Annotated in this window: 24 protein-coding genes and 1 pseudogene; 4 read left to right on the forward strand and 21 right to left on the reverse strand. The window is 40.3% G+C overall.

Annotated elements, in window-relative coordinates:
* Positions 1 to 22: 22 nt before the first annotated feature.
* The 7 genes from ACTWQL_RS21265 to ACTWQL_RS21295 form a co-directional block, all read right to left on the reverse strand.
* Positions 23 to 1,249 carry a glycosyltransferase family A protein gene (locus ACTWQL_RS21265; protein ID WP_443144408.1) on the reverse strand — a complete coding sequence of 409 codons (1,227 nt, stop codon included), beginning with the start codon at positions 1,247 to 1,249 and terminating at the stop codon, positions 23 to 25.
* A 35-nt stretch (positions 1,250 to 1,284) separates the two neighbouring features.
* Entirely contained in the window at positions 1,285 to 2,028 is a 744-nt protein-coding gene (locus tag ACTWQL_RS21270; protein ID WP_443144409.1) for a glycosyltransferase, read from the reverse strand.
* A gap of 23 nt (positions 2,029 to 2,051) precedes the next feature.
* Positions 2,052 to 2,948: an NAD-dependent epimerase/dehydratase family protein gene (locus tag ACTWQL_RS21275; protein WP_443144410.1), complete on the reverse strand. Its 897-nt coding sequence runs from the start codon at positions 2,946 to 2,948 to the stop codon at positions 2,052 to 2,054.
* Positions 2,935 to 3,768, reverse strand: coding sequence for a dTDP-4-dehydrorhamnose reductase family protein (locus ACTWQL_RS21280; RefSeq protein WP_443144411.1), 834 nt, complete (start codon positions 3,766 to 3,768; stop codon positions 2,935 to 2,937). The genes ACTWQL_RS21275 and ACTWQL_RS21280 overlap by 14 nt, the downstream gene beginning before the upstream one ends.
* Positions 3,765 to 4,751, reverse strand: coding sequence for a polysaccharide biosynthesis protein (locus ACTWQL_RS21285; RefSeq protein WP_443144412.1), 987 nt, complete (start codon positions 4,749 to 4,751; stop codon positions 3,765 to 3,767). Before ACTWQL_RS21285 ends, ACTWQL_RS21280 begins: the two co-directional genes overlap by 4 nt.
* A 3-nt stretch (positions 4,752 to 4,754) precedes the next feature.
* Complete coding sequence (wecB, locus tag ACTWQL_RS21290) at positions 4,755 to 5,837, reverse strand: non-hydrolyzing UDP-N-acetylglucosamine 2-epimerase (RefSeq protein WP_443144413.1); 1,083 nt, start codon at positions 5,835 to 5,837, stop codon at positions 4,755 to 4,757.
* A gap of 114 nt (positions 5,838 to 5,951) precedes the next feature.
* On the reverse strand, positions 5,952 to 6,731 hold the full coding sequence (locus ACTWQL_RS21295) for a sulfotransferase domain-containing protein (protein ID WP_443144414.1): 780 nt from the start codon (positions 6,729 to 6,731) through the stop codon (positions 5,952 to 5,954).
* A gap of 197 nt (positions 6,732 to 6,928) precedes the next feature.
* On the opposite strand from ACTWQL_RS21295, the gene ACTWQL_RS21300 reads away from it, so the two are divergent.
* Positions 6,929 to 7,996 carry a glycosyltransferase family 4 protein gene (locus ACTWQL_RS21300; RefSeq protein WP_443144415.1) on the forward strand — a complete coding sequence of 356 codons (1,068 nt, stop codon included), beginning with the start codon at positions 6,929 to 6,931 and terminating at the stop codon, positions 7,994 to 7,996.
* A gap of 202 nt (positions 7,997 to 8,198) precedes the next feature.
* Here ACTWQL_RS21300 and ACTWQL_RS21305 read toward each other — a convergent pair whose 3' ends face one another.
* The 3 genes from ACTWQL_RS21305 to ACTWQL_RS21315 all read right to left on the reverse strand — a co-directional run bounded on the left by ACTWQL_RS21305 (position 8,199) and on the right by ACTWQL_RS21315 (position 10,141).
* Complete coding sequence (locus ACTWQL_RS21305) at positions 8,199 to 8,945, reverse strand: glycosyltransferase (protein ID WP_443144456.1); 747 nt, start codon at positions 8,943 to 8,945, stop codon at positions 8,199 to 8,201.
* Positions 8,942 to 9,871: a glycosyltransferase family protein gene (locus ACTWQL_RS21310; RefSeq protein ID WP_443144416.1), complete on the reverse strand. Its 930-nt coding sequence runs from the start codon at positions 9,869 to 9,871 to the stop codon at positions 8,942 to 8,944. The genes ACTWQL_RS21305 and ACTWQL_RS21310 overlap by 4 nt, the downstream gene beginning before the upstream one ends.
* 63 nt (positions 9,872 to 9,934) lie before the next feature.
* Positions 9,935 to 10,141 (reverse strand): hypothetical protein, encoded by a 207-nt coding sequence (locus ACTWQL_RS21315; RefSeq protein WP_443144417.1) that lies wholly within the window; start codon positions 10,139 to 10,141, stop codon positions 9,935 to 9,937.
* A 253-nt stretch (positions 10,142 to 10,394) separates the two neighbouring features.
* Between ACTWQL_RS21315 and ACTWQL_RS21320 the strand changes: the two genes are divergently transcribed.
* Positions 10,395 to 10,655, forward strand: a complete 261-nt coding sequence (locus ACTWQL_RS21320) for a hydrolase (protein ID WP_443144418.1) — start codon at positions 10,395 to 10,397, stop codon at positions 10,653 to 10,655.
* A 54-nt stretch (positions 10,656 to 10,709) separates the two neighbouring features.
* On the opposite strand, the gene ACTWQL_RS21325 is transcribed toward ACTWQL_RS21320, so the two are convergent.
* Genes ACTWQL_RS21325 through galE form a run of 3 tightly spaced genes read right to left on the reverse strand, consistent with a single transcriptional unit; the run spans position 10,710 to position 13,154 of the window.
* The gene (locus tag ACTWQL_RS21325) at positions 10,710 to 11,423 is read right to left on the reverse strand and encodes a glycosyltransferase family 2 protein (RefSeq protein ID WP_443144419.1); all 714 of its coding nucleotides are present in this window, start codon (positions 11,421 to 11,423) and stop codon (positions 10,710 to 10,712) included.
* A gap of 4 nt (positions 11,424 to 11,427) precedes the next feature.
* Positions 11,428 to 12,147, reverse strand: a complete 720-nt coding sequence (locus ACTWQL_RS21330) for a glycosyltransferase (protein ID WP_443144420.1) — start codon at positions 12,145 to 12,147, stop codon at positions 11,428 to 11,430.
* Between the two features lie 2 nt (positions 12,148 to 12,149).
* Complete coding sequence (gene galE, locus ACTWQL_RS21335; RefSeq protein WP_443144421.1) at positions 12,150 to 13,154, reverse strand: UDP-glucose 4-epimerase GalE; 1,005 nt, start codon at positions 13,152 to 13,154, stop codon at positions 12,150 to 12,152.
* 192 nt (positions 13,155 to 13,346) lie between these two features.
* Here galE and ACTWQL_RS21340 point away from each other — a divergent pair, with 192 nt between their 5' ends.
* Positions 13,347 to 14,297 carry an NAD-dependent epimerase/dehydratase family protein gene (locus ACTWQL_RS21340; RefSeq protein ID WP_443144422.1) on the forward strand — a complete coding sequence of 317 codons (951 nt, stop codon included), beginning with the start codon at positions 13,347 to 13,349 and terminating at the stop codon, positions 14,295 to 14,297.
* Positions 14,298 to 14,355: 58 nt separating this feature from the next.
* Positions 14,356 to 15,237: a glycosyl transferase family 90 gene (locus ACTWQL_RS21345; RefSeq protein WP_443144423.1), complete on the forward strand. Its 882-nt coding sequence runs from the start codon at positions 14,356 to 14,358 to the stop codon at positions 15,235 to 15,237.
* Between the two features lie 8 nt (positions 15,238 to 15,245).
* Here ACTWQL_RS21345 and glf read toward each other — a convergent pair whose 3' ends face one another.
* From glf to ACTWQL_RS21385, 8 genes and pseudogenes are all read right to left on the reverse strand, one after another.
* Positions 15,246 to 16,373 carry a UDP-galactopyranose mutase gene (gene glf, locus ACTWQL_RS21350; protein WP_443144424.1) on the reverse strand — a complete coding sequence of 376 codons (1,128 nt, stop codon included), beginning with the start codon at positions 16,371 to 16,373 and terminating at the stop codon, positions 15,246 to 15,248.
* 39 nt (positions 16,374 to 16,412) lie between these two features.
* Positions 16,413 to 17,225, reverse strand: a complete 813-nt coding sequence (locus ACTWQL_RS21355; protein ID WP_443144425.1) for a glycosyltransferase family 2 protein — start codon at positions 17,223 to 17,225, stop codon at positions 16,413 to 16,415.
* Between the two features lie 9 nt (positions 17,226 to 17,234).
* Positions 17,235 to 18,026, reverse strand: coding sequence for a glycosyltransferase family 2 protein (locus ACTWQL_RS21360; RefSeq protein WP_443144426.1), 792 nt, complete (start codon positions 18,024 to 18,026; stop codon positions 17,235 to 17,237).
* The gene (locus tag ACTWQL_RS21365; RefSeq protein WP_443144427.1) at positions 18,013 to 18,675 is read right to left on the reverse strand and encodes a class I SAM-dependent methyltransferase; all 663 of its coding nucleotides are present in this window, start codon (positions 18,673 to 18,675) and stop codon (positions 18,013 to 18,015) included. The genes ACTWQL_RS21360 and ACTWQL_RS21365 overlap by 14 nt, the downstream gene beginning before the upstream one ends.
* Positions 18,672 to 19,615 (reverse strand): annotated as a pseudogene (locus tag ACTWQL_RS21370) (NAD-dependent epimerase/dehydratase family protein). Before ACTWQL_RS21370 ends, ACTWQL_RS21365 begins: the two are co-directional and overlap by 4 nt.
* A gap of 23 nt (positions 19,616 to 19,638) precedes the next feature.
* Positions 19,639 to 20,325 carry a PIG-L deacetylase family protein gene (locus ACTWQL_RS21375; RefSeq protein ID WP_443144428.1) on the reverse strand — a complete coding sequence of 229 codons (687 nt, stop codon included), beginning with the start codon at positions 20,323 to 20,325 and terminating at the stop codon, positions 19,639 to 19,641.
* A gap of 264 nt (positions 20,326 to 20,589) precedes the next feature.
* The gene (fabI, locus tag ACTWQL_RS21380) at positions 20,590 to 21,366 is read right to left on the reverse strand and encodes an enoyl-ACP reductase FabI (protein WP_443144429.1); all 777 of its coding nucleotides are present in this window, start codon (positions 21,364 to 21,366) and stop codon (positions 20,590 to 20,592) included.
* 174 nt (positions 21,367 to 21,540) lie between these two features.
* Positions 21,541 to 23,379 (reverse strand): monovalent cation:proton antiporter family protein, encoded by a 1,839-nt coding sequence (locus ACTWQL_RS21385; protein ID WP_443144430.1) that lies wholly within the window; start codon positions 23,377 to 23,379, stop codon positions 21,541 to 21,543.
* Positions 23,380 to 23,387: the final 8 nt, after the last annotated feature.

The raw sequence follows: 23,387 nt of genomic DNA on the forward strand, positions 1-23,387 counted from the left end.
GAATCCTCCTCTCTTGAGTTGTCTAGGTTTTCTTTAAATGCCATAATCGATTAAAACATCGCATGAAGGTTCGATACTTCTCAAATTTCTTCAACTCATTTTTTTCATTTACTAATGCAGAAAATTCATTTTGCCCCAATATTGGCTGAATAAGGTTGGAGACTGGTCGATTATCCCTCACCAAAAGTCCGATTTGGACTAGCATGTTTTGAAAAGTACGTTTGACTAGATGGAAGCGATCTGGATATTGTTTACAAAAATCTTGGTAATTGATCAGGATTTGGTTGACTTCATGCAAATTGAAGGGCTTGGGCAGGAAGGTAAGACTAATGATCATCTGATCGATCTCCCTGTACGTTTCTTGGAATTTATAATAATTTCGTTTCGACTCATCCGATATCGCACTTGAAACAGGATGCTCCTGATGATAACTGATCAGATTCTTGTCACTTAGGTATACCGCTCCATTTTTATATAGCCGGTATCCCATCTCCAAATCGTCCCATCCGTACCCCGGATATTCTGCAAACATTCCGACTTGTTCGATTGCTTGCCGAGATACAGATACATGACCAGTTCCAAACAATTGCCAGGGTATCTGATATCCATCAAGCTCAAAGCCATAGTTGGCGATAATCGTCCTCCGATAAAACCGTTCGTAAGGACTTTGAATTGATAATGACGTATACATTCCGCTTGAAATATGCTTTTTATCAATCAAGTTTATGACAGCAGGGTTCTTTTCGAAACGAGCGAATTTCATTTTGAATTCCGATAATTTTCCTGCAACCTGTTTGCATTCCATAAGTTGTGCTTGTGAAAAATCCGGATAAAAGACAGAATATAATTTCCTTATACACATGATTCCTGTCAGAACAAGTTGGGGATGTTGCTGATGATAGTTGTAATGGATATTGAGAAAATCAGGCGGGACAAGGATTTCAGCATCCAAGAAAAGAAGTACCTTTCCACTGGCAGCTTTGATTCCCCTATTTCGAGATGCTGGTCTTCCTCTATTTTTCATATTCTGCAATAGTATGAATCGAAAAGGAAAATTCCGATTTACGAGTGTTTTCGTTTGATCCGTGGAACAATCATCAATCATGATCACTTCGATTTTGGAAAGGTCGAAATGTTGATTTTCAATGGAATACAAAGTTAAAAGATTTTGCGGAAATTTATTGTAGGTGGGAATGATGATGCTGATTTCAATATCATTATCTTTCCGTTCAGGTGTATTTATGGGCATAGACTCACTCCAAAAGAATTCGATTTCATTTTCAATCACTCACAATCTCCGTTTATTCCATTTTCTTCACAATGGATCAATCGCGCTAACATTCCTTTATACTTTTGTTGGATCATACGAATTTCTTCCCATTGCTCTTTTAGATATTTTTTCGATCCCATTTTGTCATGGATACGATAATTCAATAAAGATTCATTCAAGACGTTCATTTTAAATTTTGCTGCCATCCTGATCCACATATCGTAATCCTGGGTGTACTTCAATGTTTCATCGAACCAGCCAACCGTTGTAAAAAGGTCTCTTTTTAAAAGGACAGTACTCCCATTCACAGGACAGCTCTTTTGAAGTTGTTTCAAGAAATCGATTCTGTGGTCAAGGATCAATCCAACATCTTTTTTATAAACTTGACTGGTTTCATCGATCAGGTTGAAGTTGGAATATACCATATCGGCTCCAGTCGTTCGCATGAACGTTACTTGTTTGTACAGCTTTTCGGGAAGGAAAATATCATCCGAGCTCAACCATGCAACCAATTCCCCCCTTGCAGACTGTATACCAGTATTCAGGGCAGTAGCTGTCCCGCCATTTTCTTTGGAAATATAACGGATCTGGTTTAAAAAGGGGTTGAGTATTGTTTTATGTTCAGAGGAACCATCGTCAACGACGATGATTTCGAATTTCCGATAGGTTTGTCGAAGGACACTTTGTATAGCCTGATCGACATAAGCACAGTTATAAAAAGGTATAACAACACTGATTAACGGGTGTGAATTTTCCAACTTACTTCCCTCATTTCTTACAATTATTGTTTGGATTTATAGAAGCGGATGGTGTCCTCCAAAGAATTTTGAAGTGTGTATTTCGGCCTCCATCCTAATGAACGGATTGGGTCACTATTGATCTTGATAGGTGGAGACTCGATTGAATGATCTTTTGTAAACTGCATCCGTTGTGGGGTTGCTTTTGTGAAGTGACTCATTAATTCTTCTAGTGTCCTGCTATGACCTGATCCGATATCAAACTGATCGATATTGCTTTTCGATGATAAAATCATCATATAGGCATCGACTGCATCCCGGACATCGACGAAATCACATTGTGCTTTGCTATTGTGAAGGTGGACATGAACTGATTCTTCCTGTTGTTCTGCATCGACGATTTTTCGGGCAACCTTCGCACAAATCCCTGCTGAATTTCCAGGTCCAATCAGGTTGGTCGGCTTAGCCAACGCTATATCCATAGAAAAAAGCGTTTTCCACTCTTTTGATAATAAAATCTGGAACGTTTTGCTGAGACTATAAGGGTGCTGTGGTCTTTCATTTTCACAGAGGGAATATTGGAGAGCAGAACCGATAATCAAGGTGCGGGAGTCAGGTACATGTTTCCGAATCGCCTCTAACAGATTGAGGGTTCCTAAAACGTTACTCTCCATACATTGAAGGGGTGATTCCCAGGAGGAGTTAGCATTATTGAATCCAGCCAGATGCAACACATAATCAGGTTTGATTTCCTTTACGGTTTTATCAATCTCACTGTATTTAGTCAGATCACAGGCGATGTTTTTAGAAAATGGTTGTAGAATCGGTTTCCTGCTGATACAAGTCACTTGCATCCCCATTCGGGCTGCAGAATTTACTGCATGTATCCCTGTAAAACCTGAAGCACCAGTTATGAGAATACGTTTCTCATCGATACGCATTCACTTTCATCCAATCTCGCAACTCCAAAAGCATTTCATCATAATGTGGAACTCTGTGATCAAGTTCCTTCCGTGTGTTCAATAAAGTGCGATCACAAACCGCATTTTCAAAAGGGTGGATGACGATATCTGTTTTATTGAAGATTTTTTGGAATTTGAGGAGTAGTGCATATTTGGAGATGGATTCTGGAGCTGTAAGGTGATAAAGACCATTAATATCTTGTTGGATGAATGTTTGGATCGTTTTCGCTAATTCCAATGTGGTTACACCATTCCAGAGTACGTTTGTGTAACCATTCACCTCTCCTTTTTGTTTCATGAACCAGTTGAATAATCCGATTCCATCCTTCAACTCGGGACCGATGATGGATGTTCTGATCGTCAAGTGCGGATCTTCCGTTACCTCACCCAGTGCTTTTGTCTTTGCATACATACTTGAACCATCTGGTTGCGCTGATTCTGAATAATTACCTTTCATACCATCAAACACACAATCCGTACTGATATGGATCAGCTTTCCACCAATCGTTGAAAGCTCACTTTTCAGGATGTGCGGCAAGAGGCTATTGACCTTAATGGCATCAATCGGATACTCAGCGGCGCTTTGATTCAAAATACCGACGCAATTGATGACAACATCGGGTTGTACCTTCCTGAGCACATTTCTAAGATTTTCTTCCTTTCTAACGTCAAGGTAGATCCCCTCTTGTTCTGCCGGGCTTCGATGAGTGAAAGTTATCTCATACTCTTTCAAACTCTTGAAATAGTTGACGATCATATGCCCTGCCATCCCATGACCGCCCAAAACGAGCACGTTCATGACAAAAATCCACCTTTTTGCAGCATTTCCTTGATTTCATTTTTGGACATCAACATCTCATGGGAACTATAACTGTGGAGATCAATCTTTTTGAAATGCTGGTAATGCTCTTTAAGATCTTTGATTTCGATAGTAGGCAGGATGACGAAGTATTCTTCATCAAAGTAAACAGTCGTATTGCTCTCATATTCAGAGAGTAGGATTTCATGCAATTTCTCCCCTGGTCGAATACCAGACTCTTTAATCGCAACCCCTTTTTTCCCTGAAAACTCAATCAACACCTCCGCCAAATCCATGATTTTGCATGTTGGCATCTTCATTACAAAGATCTCTCCACCCCTGCTTTCATCTGTTGCTTTGAATAATAGTTTTATTGCATCCTGTAATGTGAGGAAAAATCGGGTCATCCTTTTATCGGTAATGCCGATTTCACCCTTCTGTTGAATTTGACGTTTGAAAACATGAATCACACTTCCGTTCGTACCTAGAACGTTTCCGCCTCTGACACAGACGAACTTTGTGGATGGACTGAGGACATTCGCATAAATGATCAGCTTTTCGCCAATCGCTTTCGTCATTCCGTAGAAATTTGATGGGTTCGCTGCTTTATCTGTAGAAATATAGATGACTTTTTCAACATTATTTTGGATAGCTGCTTCAATAACATGTTGTGTACCCAACACATTCGTTTTAAGCGCTTCATATGGCTGATGTTCACAAATCGGTACGTGTTTAAGCGCAGCCAGATGATAAATGTAATCCACACCTTCCGATGCTTTGGCCAATCCCTGATACTCGCGGATATCTCCGATTATGAAATTCAGTTTGGGATTATACTCGAATTCATGCTGCATGTGGACTTGACTTGCTTCGTTACGTGAAAAGATCCGGATTTCTTTCGGGTCTTTTTCTAGCAATTGTTTGACAAGTTCATGCCCCCATGAGCCCGTTCCTCCTGTAATCAATATCGTTTTGTTACGCAATAGTTAACGACCTCCTAATATGAATTGAACTACTTTTTGTGAAACTTGTTTCTCAAGATAACCAACAGGACATTCCCAGTTGGATTTATGGTTTACCATGATCGTGACAGCATCTAGAATTCTTTTTCGATCTAAGCCTGAAATGACATTACTTCCGCAATCAACGGTTTCAGGACGTTCTGTACTGTTTCGGATCGTTACGGTCGGAACTTGGAAAATACAACATTCCTCTTGCACCGTTCCACTATCAGTCAATACACAGAAAGCATTTTTTTCAAGAGAGACAAAATCAAAGAATCCAAAAGGATCGAAAAATCGGATGTTCGGATGGTGGGTCAAATTGGATTGTTTTTCAAGCTTGGATTTTGTGCGAGGATGGATGCTGCAGATGATCGGCTTGTCGAAGGTTTCAGCAATCAAATTGAGGCCTTCGAAGATTTCTATGAGATGCTCGTCATTGTCTACATTTTCAGCACGATGTGTTGTCACAAGGAAATAATTCATCGGTTCGAGACCTAATTTGGCCATGATCATACTGTTGTCGATATTCTCTCGATAATGCTCAAGTACCTCGTAAATCGGATTTCCGAATAGCATGATCCGGTTAGAGGGAACACCTTCCTTTATCAGATTATCGCGGCTGTTAGGTGTATATGGGAGATTATATGTCGAGATGGAATCGATCACTTTCCTGTTCTTTTCTTCTGGAACGGATAAGTCAAAACAGCGGTTTCCTGCTTCCATATGAACGACGGGGATGTCCATCCTTTCTGAAAGGATGGCACTTAAAGCACTATTCGTATCACCCAAAACGAGAACCTTGTCAGGCTTTTCTTTCAATAATATTTCTTCAATCTTGCCGAACATGGATGCTAATTGATTCCCTAATGACTGTTGCTGCGACTGTAAAATATAATCTGGCATTCGTAATTCTAGTTCTTTAAAAAAGATTTCACTCAGATTGTAGACGAAGTTTTGACCCGTATGGACCAATACGTGCTTTTCTGCCCACTGGTCAAGTTTCTTCAATATCAAACTGAGACGTATGATTTCTGGTCTGGTTCCCAGGATTGTCACGACTTTCATACAAAACCCCTTTCCTTCTGCTTTCTTACTTAATAACCTATGAAGCTATCATAAGACGAGCATAGACATGCCCCTATATAAGTCGAAAAAAATGAAAATAGGCTTAAAGCCAATCTACCAGTTCTCATCTTTTTCATAATTGAGGTCCACCAGTAATTGACCGGCCTTTAGTTTGAATAAATCTTTTAGTTCATCATCAAACTCATTTCTCCAGCCTCCGATTTTACCTTTACGGAAAGTGGGCGAAGTTTGAGGATTTATGTTCTGGATCATTTTCCCTGCTATTATAGGTCTTGTAGAGGGGACAGAATTTTCACCCCACAAGAATTTCACAATTCTATGGACAGCTTGGATTCTGCTTTTATCCGATGAAGTCAAGTCTTCGAATCGGACTGAAAAGACGTCCGGCTTCGACATCCATGCAGAAAAACTTTTGAACCATTCAGCCACATCAGGTTGATAACCCCATTTCTTTTCTGTAGGTTGTCCACCTTGTATCAGGAATTCAATTCGATCTCGATGGGTGAAATTTTCTTGTGTGAAAGTATCATATAGTGGGTGGATTTTCAGCGTGGGAATAAAATAGGCATAGGAAACGACAACATCTCTTGGATCACGATAAACAAAAATCTGTTTCATGTTCCTTTTATTGAAAAATGTCTCCCATTCTGAAGTATAGTAAAGATGCCCATTCACGAATTCGTTGATTGAAAGGCTGTCCACCGCATTAAGTTTAGCTTCCGTCTGGTAGTGCATATGCCCGAACATCCCTTTGTTCGGGTCATGTTTCATGTCAGGTATGCCAAGAAGCAACTGTTTTAATAAATGGGTGCCGCTTTTTGGGATCGAATTCAACAAAAAGGGTGGCAAACCTTGATTATCAAGTGTCTTCATATGAATCTCCTCTCTTTCAATAGGAAGTAAAGTCCTTTACATCATATGAAGAATCCTGGACTGATGATTGGACAACTTTCCTCATCTTTTGAACTTTTTTAGCCTTTATCACCGTATTCATATGTACAAACAATTCTCTTTGATGAAGCGTATAATAATAATGATTCTTAAAATTGCTCAGAAAGAGGATTAAATACATGAAGGTTTTGTTCATCTATTACATCTCCAGTGGAGGTGTCGAAACGTTGAATCGCCATAGAAACGCAGCTCTTACTCAAGCTGGAGTTGAATGTCACTTTTTATACAAAATGCAAGGAACTGGACATCAGAATCTTGATGGAATCCATACATTTGTAATGAATAACCCTGTCGAAATTTCAAACCTTATGAAAAGGGAAAAATACGACATGATCGTCGTTTGTTCGGATGATAAAATGCTTGAACTGATCAGAAGGAGCGGATTTGAAGGTATTTTGATCTTTGAGGTGCAGGGACTTGGAAACCATAGGGCTGCACACCGCTTTTTTATTCAAAATGGCAGACATATAAACCGCTATGCAGATGCAATTTTGCTCCCAAAAACACAGCATCTGGTCCAGCTTACACAAACTTATCTGCCTGAGTTGCTACGCTTTTCCTTCCATAACTGCTTTGATAGCAACACGTTTACACATAAATCCTTTCAAAAGTCCCCATCACCGATCATTGGATGGGTTGGAAGGATCGAAAAAAATAAAAATTGGCAGTACTATCTTGAAATTGGGAGAAGACTGCTTCAAAAAAAGCATACAATCAAACTATGGATGTTCATTGATGATACATTATATGAAAAATCACAGTATCAACTCTTTTTGAAGAGGATAGAAGATCCTAACCTGAAGAATCACCTGACCATATTCAAAAATATCAGGAATGGTGTGATGGCAGACTATTATTCTAAAATTGCGGATTCAGGTGGATTATTATGTTCAACTTCGACAGTAGAGGGATTTGGATATACACTCGTAGAAGCGATGAGTTGCGGATGTCCCGTATTAACAAGCGATTCTGACGGAGTGAAGAGCATCGTGGAGGATTCCAAGACAGGTTTATATATGAAGAATGGCCAAATCGCTGACGCAGTCAATAAAGCGGAGCAGCTGCTTACGAATGAACCACTCAGGGTTACACTGACAAGAAATGCACGTGTGAATATCAAGAATCGGTTTTCCCCAGATAAGTACGCGATTGAGTTTATGAAAATGTACAACACGTTGAGGAAATAAAAAAACACTCATTTAAAGAAAACTTGGCAAAGCCAAGCCTTTGGCGTAGGCTGAGCCATTAGTTGCACTTATACTGAAGAAAGTATTTTATACTTTCTTTAAGTGCCAGCAATAGAAAAAGGAGTTGGCTCCAAGAGGGATGTTCCTCTATGGAGTAACTCCTTTTTTAAATATGAGAGGCTCTATTTTACTTCGAATCCAATTATAAATAATTCCGCTTTCTCCGTTCTCTTGTGATCGAATTGATGACACGGCTGATCTTGTCACGGTGTTTTCTTTTCACAAGATGTATTTCATTGGGAATTACATCTTTGTGGACGTTCGAACCCATGTTGCCATGAACTCTGTAATGAACAAGAGGTTCCGGGAAGTAATAGAAATCATAGGATGGGATCAATCGTAACCATAAATCATAATCGTGGGTATAAGGTAAGGTCTCATCGAACATTCCAGCTTCTTTTATTACATTCATCCTTGCCATGACAGTACATCCATTGATGATACACCCTGACCTCATCGCTCGGATGAAATGCCACTTATCTGGTAACCCCACGCCTACAGGGTCACTGGTAATGCTGTCCCGTTCATTGATCAAATGATAGTTTCCATAACAAATTGCAGCATCGTGTTTCAACATGAACTCGAGCTGGCGTTGGACTTTTTCTGGTTGATACAGATCATCCGAGCTCAACCATGAAAAAAAATCACCTGTCGCATGGATGATGCCTTGATTAAGAGCAGTGGCTGTACCCCCATTTTGTTTACGGATATATTTGATTTTCCGCTTGTAGGGTTGGATCTTTTCAATATGTTGTATGGAGCCGTCATCGACAACAATGACTTCACAATTTTTATAGGTTTGTTTTAATGCGCTTTCTATTGCCCTGTCCACGTACTGACAGTTATAAAAAGGTATGATGATCGAGACTTTCGGTTTAATTTGATTTATCCTCCTTTCCTTACAATCCTTTCGATCTGCTTAAGTAATTGCTTTGCACGGATTTCTGTCGTGTGTTTTTGTTTGACTAACTTAATCCCGTTTGCCGCGATTCTTTGCCGCTCTTTGTCATTATGAAGATAATACATCGCTTTCTCATGAAAATTGTTTTCATTTACTTCCACATAGGTCTCCCCATCGATGAAGCCTAAGTCCTGAAGTTCTCTGGAACCTGAAGCAAGCAATAATGAGCCGCATCCTGCTGCCTCGAAGTATTTCAAGACAGGAAACTTATAAATCGAGTCACAAGTCAAAAAGATTTTTGATCTGTTTAACAACTGTGCGTATGTTTCTCCTGTAACGATCTTGGAATTGGTGTTTATGTTCCGATAACCAGGATGGTGAATATAAGTGAAATCAGCTCTTCCCGAGAGTTCGTTATACATCTTGACTCGCAACGGATAAAGGTGATCGATGAGACTACCCAGCATCAAAAGGTTGAGATCTTTGTTTGATTTCTGGTCCCTGAAAATATCACCTGGTACATGATGTGGCAGCCAGATCATTTGTGTCTCAAACTCTGGATACCATTTCAAAAATGCATCTCGATACTGAACGAATAGATGTTCAATACAGTTTTTCTTATACATTTTCTTTCTTCTCGGTATACGATAATGAAGATCGTGGACCAAGGTTCCTTTTGGGATACTCACTTGATCTATATTCCGGATCCAGGGGCAGTAATCAGGCTTCTGATCATTGAACAGGATGAAATCGGGACGCTGGGGGAGCTGGGATATGATATCGGGTAGATTTCCATCCTCGTACCAATATGTCAGATTACAAGATTTCTTCAGTTCTTCCCCAAAATAATAAGTACTTTTTTCAATAAAAGATTGCATGTATCTCGTAATGAATAAGACATTAAGTTTTTTCATGTATTCCACCTGAAAAAAGATAAGATTTGAGTTGACCCAAATGAGTCAACTCATTATTTCAACCTAGATGATGATTGTTGCGATGTTACGGTTCGGTACCCAAAAGTCACCGACACCGCCGGATCCACCTTGTCTGAACAAGCTCCAGTCTCTACCTACTTGGATAAGAATTACGTTTGTGAGAATCATTGTCCCGTTTCCTTCAATAACTACCTCAGTCAACGGAGTACCGATTAATGAACGTAAATACACAAGTTTGGTACTAGCCATATTTACACTCCTTCTGTCTATTGATTAGCATCACAGAGATGCTTCTTTATGTATATGAAGGAGTGGGACAAGTTGCATGGACAACCATGTATAATAATAGAAATTGGTCGGATGCGGACAAGGCTAACAACCATTTTTGACAGGAGTAGGTCTTGACCCATTCAAAAGGACATCTATTGCAATATAGTATAGTAACCCTTTCTAATATGCATTTTGGGGTGCATACACACTTTTTTTAAAAGGAGGAAAAGAAATGAGTTTATTCGATAAAGGTTGCGGTTGTAATAACGACGTGGCAGGTGCAATGGAAGATAAATGTGACGGCTGTGTCTGTGACGAGTTAAGAAAGCTTCGTTCTGGAGACACAGTAGACTTGATTATTGATGGGGAAGAATTTGCAGAATTGGTTTTCGCATGCTTTGATAAGAAATCATGCTGTGCGACTTTCTTAGATGATGACTATCCATTCATCGTAGATTGCCGTAAAGTTGATGCAATCCGCGTCTTAAGCTAACTCATATTCCTTGATCACAAAAACCTGATTTGAGAATCAAATCAGGTTTTTCCTTTAATGACTCTTAAGATACGTTCGGAAATCATCGGTTTCGGTGATCGGGGTACAGAACCTTTTGAGTTTTTGATTTTTGATCTTCCAGGTGTGAGCATCTAACTCTCTTCGAATGTACACATAATGGTCTTTGGAACCAGAATAGATCGGAATCCCCTGGTCAATACATTCTTCGCAAAGCTTTGCATCTTCACCTGTATTACATGCCTGAAAGGGAACTGATTTTATCACGCTTTTTTCAAATAAGAGTGTCCCTCCCATTAATACTTTCCGACTATATCGATTTTCACTATCTTGATCTGCCTCTCCAGCAAATTTATAAGGATTGAACGTATATAAGGTCCGTTCTTCTTCAAAATACATATAAATCGTCGTTTTTCCTACAACCTTTGCTTTCGACCGTCTTAAGGTTTCCAAACTATGAATCAAATACTCTTCCGTGTAATAATCATCATCATCGAACTTTGCAATATATTCATAGGTTGCTTCCTTTACTGCTAGATTCAGACATTCACCGAGGGTGGTATTTTCTTTTATCTGGATGATTTTGATTTTCGGATCATCCGCTACTTTCAATTTCCAATCTTCAAGGCGAAGAGAATCCTTATTCAGTACGATGATCAGTTCCTTGTCTTTCCAAGACTGTCTTTTGTAGTTTTCTAGAATGAACGGGAGAGTATGTTCTTTATTGGTACATGTAATGACGCTGATCAACGCACTATCCTCCCTGTCTTTTGGAGATATATGACTCGAAATCATCGGTGTAAGCCACTACTTTACAAACATTGAGGATGATATCATTGGGAACCTTCCAAGTATGGCAACTGCCAGAATCATTACGTATATAAACGAAATCTTCTATTCCTGCTGAGTACACTTTAAATCCTTTCTCAACACACTCCTGACAGAAAAGCCGGTCAAGCTCCTTAATTTGATTCCGAAATGTAACTTTTTCAAAAACATGCCGTTTCATGACAAGGGTTCCGCCTTGTAAATATTGTTTTCCGACACGTGTTTGGTCATTTACGTATTGGTGTTCATTATTCGAATTGAATATGGTCAAAACCTTTCGCTCTGGCATGAACAAATAGACGGTGGTTTTACCGATCACATCTGCATTCGTGTCTTTGAGGATCTGCAAGGAGTTCTTAAGATAGTCCGGAGCATAATAGTCATCGTCTTCTAAGTTGGCGATAACCTCATAGCGCGTCTGTTCTACAGCAAAGTTCAGACAGTCCCCTAATGAAGTTCCGTAAGTCACATGGAAAACGGTCACATTTTTATGCTTTTCCGCTTCCTTTTTCCATCGAGCCAGATCCATCTCTTTTTCCGTCAACACGATAATCAACTCTTTCTTTTCCATCTCCTGCCGGATATAATTACTGAATACGTTTTCCAAACAGGAATCTCTCATCGTACAAGTGATTACCGAAACCATGGTCACTCCCCTTTCCGTTTTCCATCTGCATATCCACCAGGATTTTTCTGAAACCATTCCCACGCTGTCTGAACCATGTCTTCCATACTGTATTTCGCTTTCCATCCAAGTTCTTGAGAAATTTTATCACTATTTGCTATAAGTCTCGGTGGATCTCCTTTCCTGCGTGGATCATAAACGACCTTGGCTTTTCCCCCTGTAATACGCTCGCATGTATCTATTAATTGTTTAACGGAATAACCATTTCCGTTTCCGAGGTTATAGGTTGTGTTGTTCAGTTTTTCATCAAGCAGGTGTTCCAATGCACGGATATGACCCTCTGCAAGATCAGATACATGGATGTAGTCTCGGATACATGTTCCATCCGATGTTCCATAATCATTGCCATACACAGTAATATGAGGAGTTTTTCCTGTTAAATGCATTAGGATATTTGGCAGAATATGCGTTTCTGGATGATGATCTTCTCCAAGAAATCCGTTCGGATCTGCCCCGGCCACATTAAAATACCTTAAATTGATATACTCTATCCCGTAGGCAATGGAATAATCCTTGATCATCTCTTCAGCTATCAATTTCGTCCGCCCGTATGGTGATATCGGATTTTTGACTGTCGATTCATCGATCTCTTGATTATCGGGAATCCCATAAACCGCACAGGATGAAGAAAAGATGATCTTCTTCACATCGTGGGATACCATCGCATCCAATAAGGAGATCATGCTCGAAACATTATTCTCATAGTACTTCTTGGGATTAATGACTGACTCCCCTACATAACACTTTGCGGCAAAGTGCATCACAGCTTTGATGGGATATCTGTTCAACACATTATTCACATCATTGTTTTTTTTTACATCCCCAATTATGAACTGCGCCCGCCGGTCAACTGCCTCTTTATGCCCGGTAGAAAGATCATCCAGGACTACGACTTGATAAAGGTTATCCAAAAGTCCTTTCACAACATGACTTCCGATATACCCAGCACCTCCGCTCACAAGAATCATCTTTCCCCCGCCTTTCCGATCTGTTCCTTGATTTTCACTTTATTCACCAATGGCATGCCTGATACATAAAAATATCCAGACTCATACCTTAAAAATAGAGTATTACTGTTTTAATAAATCTGTGCAAAATGCTCAGTTTAACTTTGTTAGACCTCATAGTTTGATAAAGACAAAGAATGTAAGGAGCAGAAAATGAAAAGAGCAGTCATTACTGGTGTTGCAGGATTTTTAGGATCGAATCTTGCAAGGGACCTTCTTGCTGAAGTATATGATGTAATCGGTATCGATAATCTCTCAACTGGAAGGAAAACAAATTTAGAGAAGCTCGAGACATACCCTGACTTTCATTTTTTCAATGAAGATATCAATGATTCCTCGATTTTACTTAACGATAAATTGACTGGCATTGATGAAATCTATCATCTTGCATCTCCTGCTTCCCCGAAATGGTACCAGGCTGCACCGTTCAATACCATTGCCGTCAATACGACCGGAACACGGAACATGCTAGAATTGGCCAAAAGAAACGGAGCAAAAATGCTTTATTCCAGCACAAGTGAAATATATGGAGATCCTGAATCCCATCCTCAGACAGAGGACTACAAAGGAAATGTGAACCTATGGGGACCGCGAGCTTGTTATGACGAATCAAAGCGGCTGGGTGAAGTTTATTGTTATCTGTACAGTACCTTATACAACACCAAAGTGACCGTAGCGAGGATCTTCAACACATACTCCTCCGGACTTTGGCAGGGGGATGGACGTGTCATTTCGAATTTCATCACCCAGGCATTGAAAGGGGAAGATTTGACGGTCTACGGCACGGGGAAACAGACTCGAACTTTTTGTTACATCGAGGATACGATTGCCGCCTTCAAAAAGATGATAACGACCGATAATGCAAATGGCGAAGTCTTCAATATCGGTCATCCTAAAGAGTATACAATCCTCGAGGTTGCACAATTGATTAAAAAAATGACGAATACGTCGAGTAAAATTGTCTTTAAAGATCTTCCAGAAGACGATCCACAGGTAAGATGTCCAGATATTTCCAAAGCGAGGCATATCTTGAATTGGGAACCTGAAATTGATTTACAAGAAGGGTTAAAAAGGTCAATTGCAGAGTATAGAACAATGCTGTAAGACATTATTTCATGGGGGAAAACGATTCATATGCTTCTAAAGAAAGGAGGGACAATGAATGGGTTTACCACTGGAATTGATCGAAGTTACAGGAACATATCCGAAACTGGACATTGTGGATCACGGGGGATGGGGGAACCGACATGAATCCTTCTTCTCCCTTTTAGATGAAATGTTCCAAAGATATGAAAAAACGTTCATGCAAAAGAAACTGAATTTTGTGTATTATTCTGGTGATCGCGCAGCAACTGCTCTTAAGTTTCTTCACCTCGGTCCTGTATTTGCAAATTGTACTACCGAAAAGTTTAAAAATAAGATCATTCCAATTCCTGACTTCCACTATAGTCATGGAAAGGAAGTCGGTGTGGACGATTGGGAGACGATTATTAAGCAATGCAAAGAAAAAGCCGATCACCCGTATGAACACAAACAATGCTTTTGGATCGGGGATGTCAACAACCATCGCATCCGAAAAAAGCTCCAGAAATTAGCCCAAAGAAAGCCAGATCACTTGAAAGCTTTAGGTATGGAATGGGAGTACAACAAGAAAAATTCGAAATACCAAGTGCAAGATGGTCTCGTTGCAGCATCTAATTATATTCCTATTCCCGATCATGCCAAATATAAATATCTCATAGACCTACAGGGAATTGGCTATAGTTCCAGGTTGAAACTCCTCATGCATTTGAAGCGACCGGTTTTTGTTGTCGAACGGCAAAATCAAGAATTTTTCTTTCCTTATATGGAACCATACAAGCATTATATACCTGTAAAAAGGAATTTGTCTGATTTGGTTTCTCACATTGAATGGCTTGATGATGATGAAAAAGCATACAAGATGATTGCCGAAGAGACAACTACATTCGCTGAAAAATACCTGAGTAAGAAGTTTGCCCTGGAGCATTTATATAGGATGATGGTAAAACATGCCATTGTATGATACACATTTCAAGATGTACAGATATCTTTTTCAAATACATGAAGCGCTCTGGCGACCACTTGATCCATATTATAATAGCGATACTCTGCCAACCTGCCGATAAAAAGCACCTTATCCTTTAATCCTTCTGCTTCTGATTGGTATTTACGGTATAAGGCTCCATGTTCTTTTTTCGGGATTGGATAATATGGATCATTTATTTGAGATTCATAAGGACATGCCTCTTCCGTCATGATTGTCGTTCCTGGAATTTTCTGTCCGGTTATTCTTTTGTATTCCGTTATTCTCGTAAAATCATAATCGTTCGGATAATTGACCTGGGACGCTTCCTGATAAAACTCTTTCTCACTATGGTAAATCGATTTGAATGAAAGGCTTCGATATGGCAATTCACCGAATTTGTAATCAAAGAATGCATCGATAGGACCAGTATAGATCATTTTAGTGGATGGAAAGCTATCTTTAATTTCTTTGTAATCGGTATTCAAAAGTAATTTGATATTCGGATGGTTGATAAGGTTTTTGAACATCGCTGTATAACCGTTTTTTGGAACAGCCTGATACTTGTCTTGAAAATAGCGGTCATCCCTGCTTATATGTATAGGAACTCTTGCAGTCACAGAAGAATCCAAATTTTTAGGATCGATCCCCCATTGTTTCATCGTATATCCCAGAAATACTTTTTTATATACATAGTCGGCTAATTCTTGAATATCCTGATCAAGGTCCTCGAGCATCTCAAGGATGGGCACTTTCTTCCCAAAGCCATAACGTTCAATCAATTTTTCTTCCATTTTCATTGCATAACATTCTGGGAACAATATTTGAAGAGTGTTAAGATTGAAGGGAACAGGAACTTTTTTTCCGTCAATCGCAGCCAAAACATGATGCTGGTAATAATGCCAATCCGTGAAATCCGAAAGGTAATCCCAAACCTTTTTGGAATTCGTATGGAACAGATGAGGACCGTATTGATGAACTAGTATGCCATTGTTATCGAAACAATCATAAGCATTTCCACCAATATGGTCCCTTTTCTCAACGATCAATACCTTTTGATCGAGCTTACTCGCAATTTGTTCGGCAAGTACGCAACCACTAAATCCCGCCCCCACGATCAGCCAATCGATATTCAAGTATATCCCCTCACCCAATCGTTTGTACGTATTATATGCCTAATCAAAAAAATTTTTCCTTTTTTCTACTGGATGAAGTGCAGCGAGTTGTTTCCAACCGCAGCGGTATTTGAATTCAGGTTTATACTTGTTTCCCCATCGCCGCAAAGTATCGTAAATATGCCATTCAAAAACTTCATTGTACAGATCCAGCTTTTTCGTAGCATTGAACGGATGTTGACGATAGTTATATAACATCTCGTCGATCCAATGGATTTGGTACCGTTCAATCAGACGAACATCGATTCTTCTGTCTTCCATGACACGCCCATCCCATGGGTCATCTGTCGGCCAACCTCCAACATTTTTCAATGCATCTGTTCGATAAAACCTTGGAAAAGGGACATCATTCGAAAGAAGGAATTCATACTTATCCGAATAAGAGGACCCATCTTTTCGCGGAACTTTTAGACATGTATTTCCTTCCCTGTCTTCATAGACATCTGTCTTCCTCCCCCATAGAAGGGCAACATCATTCGGTGATTGTTTCATAGCTTTCGTCATTTTTTCAATCGTATCCGGGAAAAACCAATCATCGCTATCAAGTTTGATGATATAGGGCGTATCGATGACTTGAAGTCCAGCATTTTGCGCATGTGACTGTCCTTTGTTGACTTCATTGCACAACAAGATGACCCTGGGATCTTCAAGGTATTCTTTTATCCCATCTTTCGCATCATCTGTGGACGCATCATCCACCATTACAATTTTCCAATATTCATACGTTTGTTCGAAAACACTCTTAACCGCTTCACTCAAGAATCGTTTTCCTGGATTATAAAATGGAATCAAGACGGTTACATCGGCTTCCATGATAACCTCCTATTCTTCTGTCAATTGTAATGACTCAAGTATCTTCGTTCCGTTTTTCACTTTGAATACCGGTTCAAATGGACTCTTCCAACGCGCTAATGCGTCACGGATGTTCCACTCAATCATCTCATTCATAATGTCAAAATTATTAGTCAGGCTGTCAGCATGTTTCCGATAATGATAGAGTACTTCATCAATCCAATGGATCGTATAATGCTCAATCAGCCTTACATCCATTCTTCGATCTTCAAGGTATCTGCCTTCGTACGGGTCATCCGTCGGCCACCCGCCGACCTTACGAAGAGCAGAGGTCCTATAAAACCTTGGATAAGGCACATAGTTTGCTAGTAAGAACGCATACCGGTCATGGAAAGAGTTTCCCCATGTATCTTCATATTTCCCAAGTATTTTTCCTCCGTAATCAAAATGCACGATTTTATTACCACAAATCAAGGCAACATCATCCGGAACGCTATTCGACTCTTCTAGTAATCTCTCAATCGCGTGATCAAATAGCCAGTCATCACTATCCAGCATCAGGATGAATGGCGTTTCAACATGTGAAAGGCCATTATTTTGGGACTTTGATTGGCCGGAATTCTGATCATTTCTAATAAGGGTGACACGGGAATCAATTAAGTGATCTTCTATTGATGCCAAGCTTTCATCATCAGAGGCATCATCCACAATGATGTGCCTCCAATTTGTATAGGATTGTTTACGTACGCTATCTACAGCGATTCTCAGATAATCTCCGGGGTTATAAGAAGCTGTAAGGACAGTCACTTCACTTTTGTTCATCTTCCGCACCCTTTGCTTCAACTGTAGGATTCTTCTTGGTAATGGCAACTGTATGGATGACTTCATAACGTGGATCATTGAAAGCCAATAAACTTTTTGGTATTTCATGGACAGCTCTTCCCTCAAGGAAGGCTTGAGCGATTCCTACATTCCCATGACTTACAATTCGTAAATCCCCAGCCGAATCGATTTCTGAAAAACATCTCTGAAGGGCCATTCCTGTAAAACGCCAATAGTCACCATACTCTTTTGTCTTACAGTTCTGACTGACTCCTGGAAAGGTAACTAGAAGCACCCCACCAGGTTTCAACGTCTTCATCGCGTTTTTCAGTGCTTCCTTAAAGTCATAAATAATGTGGATGACCTGTGTCAGGATGAAACAGTCAAATTCACCATCAGGTACATTTTCACCTGTTTCGAGATTACCGATGATCGTCACCCCTGGATATCGATCGATGTCCAGGATATCGACACTATCAATATCTTTTCCAAATAACGAGGCATACCTGTTTTCCCCGATCTCCAGAACTTTACCTTTAATCACATGCTGATTCTCTTCTAAAAACTTCTCAATATAATAGCGATCGATTGGTTGTCCTCGATCAAACCCAAATTGACGGCTCACTGGTCTTTTCGAAAAGTCTCTCATGTGTCGCCACCCTCCTTGCTTTTTATCGTAATCGTCTGAACCATCTCCTTGATCCCTTCATATAACTGATACTGAGGCCGCCATCCTAACAATTTTTCAGCCTTTTTATTATCAAGTCTGCTGAATAAAATATCTCCTTGTCTTCTCTGAATATAATCAGGTTCTACTCCAGTTTCGAAATACTGTGCAATCAGATCGTATAAATGATTGATTGTTGTAGCAGTCATACTGCTTATATTCATTACATCATCAATTTCCTTTTCGATTGCTAATAAATTGGCTCTGGCCACATCCCTAACATGAATGAAATCCCTTGTTTGCTGACCGTCTCCATAAATCAGTGGGATCGCCGTACCTGAAGTCAGATGTTTTACAAAGATCGGGATGACACCCCCTTCATTATCTGAACGTTGACGCGGACCAAAAACGTTAGAATATCTGAAAATCGTGTATGGAAGCTGGAACTGTTCGTGGACCTGCTTGACATACATCTCTGAAGCTAATTTTGAAATGCCATAAAAGGAAATCGGACTTAGTGGTGAAACCTCATCAGCAGTTTTCCTTCCAAGATCCCCGTAAACAGCGGAAGTAGATGCAAATATGAATCTTTTCACATCATAGATACGGCATAACTGCAATAACTTTACCGTACCAAAAGATTGATTTCAGCATCATAAACTGGATTTTCCATCGACGTCTTTATTTCCACTTGAGCGGCAAGATGGATTACATAATCGGGTTTTTCTTTTTCAAATACCTCTTTCATCTTGGGTGATGCATAATCCAACTCATAATAACGGATCGGATAGATAGGTGAACGGTAGTTTCCAGTACACAAGTTATCAACCACCACCATCTCGTAACCTTTGTCGGCAAGTAATTCAGAAATATGTGAACCGAGGAATCCACATTCACCCGTAATTAATACCTTCACTGCCATCCCTCTTTTATCGATTGAACTTTTTAAAACAGTTGTGCACGTATGAGATGATATTTTTCGGCGTACCCAACACCTGTTTCCATTCCCCTTTTCGCAGCCCACCTCTTGATATTCTCTGGGGAAATCAAGTGGTCCGCCGTTCTGATTTGCGATTGATGTTTACAGAATGCTTCCACTTTTCGATCAATAGAATCGGTAATATCAAGATAAAGTTCACCCACATCATTGACTTTCGGGTATTGCCAGACGATCATAGGGTATTCATACATCGCGATCAGCTTCGGACTTCGTTTCGGAACAGGTCTTAGACTGGCCATCGAGGCTTGAAACAAGACTTGGTGGTCCTGGTGATAGCTCGGGTATGGAATGAATACTATCGTCGGTTCCATCTTTCTGAGAACCCGATCCAATTTGGACACAATCTGATTCATCGGGATCGTATCCATTGCACTTTCTTTGTCCTCAAAAAGGATTTCATAATCCTCGCAGCCTAAATGTGCGAGTGCTTCTTTCAATTCCATCTTTCTGGTTTCAGAATGAATGACGCCATCGTCCTTATGTTGGAAGTGGATATCTCCAACTGAGCCGATGAGCACTTTTACTTCATTATCGTATTTCCTTGCTTTATCAATGAGCCCCCCACATCCCAGCACCTCATCATCAGCGTGTGGAGCAATCACTAATATCCGTTCATTTCCATTACGAATCACTATTCCCACCCCTCAGACCACGTCGTGTTAATTTAATGTATTCCGCAAACAACTATCCGTGTAGGCCTCTCTCTAGTAGAACAATAAAAAAACGCCTAGAATCCTGGTTTCTGGCGTTCTCTTACTATTTCAATATAGAAAACTTGGCAAAGCCAAGCCTTTGGCGAAGGTTGAGACATAGTTGCGCTTATATTGAAGAAAGTATTTAATACTTTCTTCAATTGTTAAAAAAACCCACTCCTGACAAGGAATGGGTCGCTATCATTATCTCGCTAATAGATGGAAACCGCTATCGATATGGAGGATTTCCCCGGTTAGTCCTCGTGATAAGTCGCTCATCAAGTATAGTGCTGTATCACCGACTTCTTCTGTCGTAGTGGTACGTCGTAATGGCGCTCTCTCTTCAATATCTTTCAAGATGCTGTTGAAGTCGCCTACTCCTTTGGCAGCTAGCGTACGGATCGGTCCTGCAGAAATCGCATTGACACGGATACCGTCTTTCCCTAAATCATTGGCAAGGTATTTCACACTTGCATCAAGAGAAGCTTTTGCTACACCCATGACATTATAGTTGGAAACGACACGTTCACCACCAAGGTACGTCATCGTAACGATCGAGCCGCCTTCTGTCATTAGTTCGCGGGCTTCCTTTGCCACTGCTGTCAACGAGTATGAGCTGATATTATGAGCAAGAAGGAACCCGTCTCTTGTCGTGTTCAAGTATTCACCTTTAAGTTCTTCCACTTTAGCAAATGCAATACAGTGGGCCAACCCATGGATAACGCCAACTTCTTCTTTTATCCGTGCGAACGCGCCTTTGATTTGGTCATCATCCGTAACATCACAAGGAATGACAAGCGAGTCTTTACGATCAAGCGACTCCGCGAGATCACGCACACCCTTCTCAAAACGTTCCCCAGCATACGTAAATACCAGTCGTGCTCCAGCATTACTCAATGAACGAGCAATTCCCCAAGCAATACTCCTCTTATTCGCTACTCCCATGATCACATATGTACGGTCTTCTAATGATAAATTCATGAATGGGCCTCCTTTTACATATTTGAGAAATTTTATTGTTTGTTATTATGACCTAGTCCTAATTAAAGTATAGCAGTCACTAAGAAAAAAGAAAAGTGCCAGCCATCCCTTATCTCACTCATGATGAGATAACAAGGGTGGCTGACACTTTTCTGAAAGCTTTTCTTTAAGTCTTTATGACAACACGTTCCTCAATTCTTGGATGCTTTCATTGCTTCCCGTCACAATAAGATGGTCGTGCAATTGCAGTTCGGTATCACCATGTGGCACAATGGATTCATTTCCTCTGAAAATCCGGATGATAATTGCATTCCCCATAAATGGGAAATTCCGAAGCATCGTTCCAACATACTTCGTGTTTTGGACATTCACTTGATATAAACGATTGTCTTGACCAATGATCAGTTTTGCGACATCCGGTGTCTCAATCATCGACCTTAAAATGGTCTTAGCTGATAACAAGGATGAAAATACTTCAATGTTTTTCTCTTTCAGTTCGGAACTTAATGTTGACGTTTCAATCCTCGTGATAACACGTTCAATTCCACTTTCTTTTGCATAGGAAGCGATTTTTGCGTTGATTGAATCATTTCCTGTCGTGACGACCAGAACATCCGTGATGAACACATCGTCTTGTAACAACCTTTCAATTTCATAGTCATCCACTTCATTCACTTCAAAATGGGTGCCTACACTTTCCTCTAGTTTTTCTTGTTTTGTATGGTATAGGGTCGTATTGAACATATTCTCGTCAAGCTCTAAGGGCAGCCTTAACGTTAATTGATTCGCTCCAATGACATTGACCTTTTTTGTCTTAGAAGCCATCTGCTTAAGAGGAAAGACTTTTTTAAACACAATCGGTGTAACGATACACGTTATCACAGCAAGTAAGATCAGGGCTGAGGACATCTGATTGTCAATGACACCGATCCGCTCTCCGATCTTAGCTGCTGCTACGACTAAGGACAGCGTGGCTGTCAGTATAAAGCCTGAACCGATGATTGTATTCCAGTCATACCACTTTTTCAAATAAAGAGCAGGTACCAGCTTGGAAATCAACAGTGCAATGAATAACAAAGGTATCAGAATCACAATCCTCGGATCACTGAATAACGCCCACAGATCCAGCTCCACCCCGACCATGACGAAGAAAATAGGGATGAGGAACCCGTAACCGAATGAATCCAACTGGCGGACCATTTCACGATTAGGTGCCAGCAAGGATACGAGCACGCCCGCAAGGAATGCCCCGAGGATACTTTCTGCTCCGACCTGTTCTGATAACCCGACGAGAAGGATGATGAGGGCAAACACCGCTCTCATGCCAATCTGTACAGTTCCTGTTGATAATGTCTCGAAAAAGGTGCTCTGCTTAAAGAATTTACCGATGAAATAGAGCAGAATCCCTGCACAGAATAACAATAACAAGAGCCACATGTTGCCTCCGCCTTCATATAAGGATACAAAGACAGCTAACAAGATCATCGTCACAAGATCGGCAATGACCGTTACGATCAGGATAATTTGACCAATCCCTGATTTCATGATTCCTGTTTCCTTCAATGTCGGAACGACGACCCCTAGAGAGATCGTCGAAATGACCAAACACATGAAATAGGCGTTGTTTGTAAAGTCCATAAATACTAATAACCATGATAATCCAAAGGAAAGAATCAGAATGAACACGAATACAATGGTCGATACGAGAAAACGGTTCGGCTCCAGCTTCCCTGAAGGTAGCGTCACCCTGTTTTTATTATTGGAAAAGACACTGAAATCTATTTCAAGACCACTTAAGAACATGAGAAATATAAAGCCGAGGCTCGATAAAATGGTGATCCATTCATCTGGCTGGACCAAATTGAAACCTGTTTTCCCGATGATGAGTCCGGCTATGATTTCAGCAACAACCACAGGAATGATCGAGAGTCTCAATTTCTTCAATAGAATCGGTGTGAGAAAAGCAGTTACTATGACAACGATGAGTGAAGTGAATGATACATGCTCTTCCATACTTTCCT

The organism is Pseudalkalibacillus sp. R45 (assembly GCF_052246725.1).
GTDB lineage: Bacteria > Bacillota > Bacilli > Bacillales > Fictibacillaceae > Pseudalkalibacillus.